The sequence below is a fragment of the Psychrobacillus sp. BL-248-WT-3 genome (assembly GCF_012843435.1).
Lineage (GTDB): Bacteria > Bacillota > Bacilli > Bacillales_A > Planococcaceae > Psychrobacillus.
This window is the reverse complement of the sequence record NZ_JABAFC010000076.1, coordinates 1-2,807: the sequence shown is the minus strand read 5'-3', so window position 1 is coordinate 2,807 and position 2,807 is coordinate 1. Positions and strand designations below refer to the sequence as shown.

1 rRNA gene is annotated in these 2,807 nt (G+C 52.2%); it reads right to left on the bottom strand.

Annotation, left to right across the window (positions count from 1 at the left end):
* Nucleotides 1-12: 12 nt before the first annotated feature.
* A 23S ribosomal RNA gene (locus HF876_RS18625) occupies nt 13-2,807 on the bottom strand; the annotation flags it as partial.

Sequence of the window (2,807 nt, the reverse complement as noted above, 5' to 3'; positions counted from 1 at the left end):
GAAACAAACAATTTGGTTAAGTCCTCGATCGATTAGTATTCGTCAGCTGCACGTGTCGCCACGCTTCCACCCCGAACCTATCTACCTCATCGTCTTTGAGGGATCTTACTTACTTGCGTAATGGGAAATCTCATCTTGAGGGGGGCTTCGTGCTTAGATGCTTTCAGCACTTATCCCGTCCACACATAGCTACCCAGCGATGCCCTTGGCAGAACAACTGGTACACCAGCGGTGTGTCCATCCCGGTCCTCTCGTACTAAGGACAGCTCCTCTCAAATTTCCTACGCCCACGACGGATAGGGACCGAACTGTCTCACGACGTTCTGAACCCAGCTCGCGTACCGCTTTAATGGGCGAACAGCCCAACCCTTGGGACCGACTACAGCCCCAGGATGCGATGAGCCGACATCGAGGTGCCAAACCTCCCCGTCGATGTGGACTCTTGGGGGAGATAAGCCTGTTATCCCCGGGGTAGCTTTTATCCGTTGAGCGATGGCCCTTCCATGCGGAACCACCGGATCACTAAGCCCGTCTTTCGACCCTGCTCGACTTGTAGGTCTCGCAGTCAAGCTCCCTTCTGCCTTTACACTCTTCGAATGATTTCCAACCATTCTGAGGGAACCTTTGGGCGCCTCCGTTACACTTTAGGAGGCGACCGCCCCAGTCAAACTGCCCGCCTGACACTGTCTCCTACCCGGGTTACGGGTATGGGTTAGAATTTCAATACAACCAGGGTAGTATCCCACCGACGCCTCCTCCGAAGCTGGCGCTCCGGGCTCTAAGGCTCCTACCTATCCTGTACAAGTTGCACCAAAATTCAATATCAAGCTACAGTAAAGCTCCACGGGGTCTTTCCGTCCTGTCGCGGGTAACCTGCATCTTCACAGGTACTATAATTTCACCGAGTCTCTCGTTGAGACAGTGCCCAGATCGTTACGCCTTTCGTGCGGGTCGGAACTTACCCGACAAGGAATTTCGCTACCTTAGGACCGTTATAGTTACGGCCGCCGTTTACTGGGGCTTCAATTCGCACCTTCGCTTGCGCTAAGCACTCCTCTTAACCTTCCAGCACCGGGCAGGCGTCAGCCCCTATACTTCACCTTACGGTTTTGCAGAGACCTGTGTTTTTGCTAAACAGTCGCCTGGGCCTATTCACTGCGGCTCTTCTAGGCTATTCACCCAAAAGAGCACCCCTTCTCCCGAAGTTACGGGGTCATTTTGCCGAGTTCCTTAACGAGAGTTCTCTCGCTCACCTTAGGATTCTCTCCTCGACTACCTGTGTCGGTTTGCGGTACGGGCACCTCCCACCTCGTTAGAGGCTTTTCTTGGCAGTGTGAAATCAGGAACTCCGGACATACGTCCTTGCCATCACAGCTCAATGTTACAGAGTGCGGATTTGCCTACACTCACACCTCACTGCTTGGACGTGCATAACCAACAGCACGCTTACCCTATCCTACTGCGTCCCCCCATCACTCAAACGGTGGGGTGGTGGTACAGGAATATCAACCTGTTGTCCATCGTCTACGCCTATCGGCCTCGACTTAGGTCCCGACTAACCCTGAGCGGACGAGCCTTCCTCAGGAAACCTTAGTCATACGGTGGATGGGATTCTCACCCATCTTTCGCTACTCATACCGGCATTCTCACTTCTAAGCGCTCCACCAGTCCTTCCGGTCTGACTTCAACGCCCTTAGAACGCTCTCCTACCACTGATACCAAAGGTATCAATCCACAGCTTCGGTGATTTGTTTAGCCCCGATACATTTTCGGCGCAGCGTCACTCGACCAGTGAGCTATTACGCACTCTTTAAATGATGGCTGCTTCTAAGCCAACATCCTGGTTGTCTAAGCAACGCCACATCCTTTTCCACTTAACAAATACTTTGGGACCTTAGCTGGTGGTCTGGGCTGTTTCCCTCTTGACTACGGATCTTATCACTCGCAGTCTGACTCCCAAACATAAATCATTGGCATTCGGAGTTTGTCTGAATTCGGTAACCCGGGATGGGCCCCTAGTCCAAACAGTGCTCTACCTCCAAGATTCTAACGTTTGAGGCTAGCCCTAAAGCTATTTCGGAGAGAACCAGCTATCTCCAGGTTCGATTGGAATTTCTCCGCTACCCACACCTCATCCCCGCACTTTTCAACGTGCGTGGGTTCGGACCTCCAGTAAGTGTTACCTCACCTTCATCCTGGACATGGGTAGATCACCTGGTTTCGGGTCTACGACCACATACTCATTCGCCCTATTCAGACTCGCTTTCGCTGCGGCTCCGTCTTCTCAACTTAACCTCGCATGTAATCGTAACTCGCCGGTTCATTCTACAAAAGGCACGCCATCACCCGTTAACGGGCTTTGACTATTTGTAGGCACACGGTTTCAGGGTCTATTTCACTCCCCTTCCGGGGTGCTTTTCACCTTTCCCTCACGGTACTGGTTCACTATCGGTCACTAGGTAGTATTTAGCCTTGGGAGATGGTCCTCCCGGATTCCGACGGAATTTCACGTGTTCCGCCGTACTCAGGATACACTCTGGAGGGAATGAACTTTTGACTACGGGGCTTTTACCCTATCCTGCGGACCTTTCCAGATCGCTTCGTCTAGCTCATTCTTTTGTAACTCCGTATAGAGTGTCCTACAACCCCAAGAGGCAAGCCTCTTGGTTTGGGCTCTTCCCGTTTCGCTCGCCGCTACTCAGGGAATCGAATTTTCTTTCTCTTCCTCCAGGTACTTAGATGTTTCAGTTCCCTGGGTGTGTCTCAGATGCGCTATGTATTCACGCAAATGTACTGCCCCATTACGG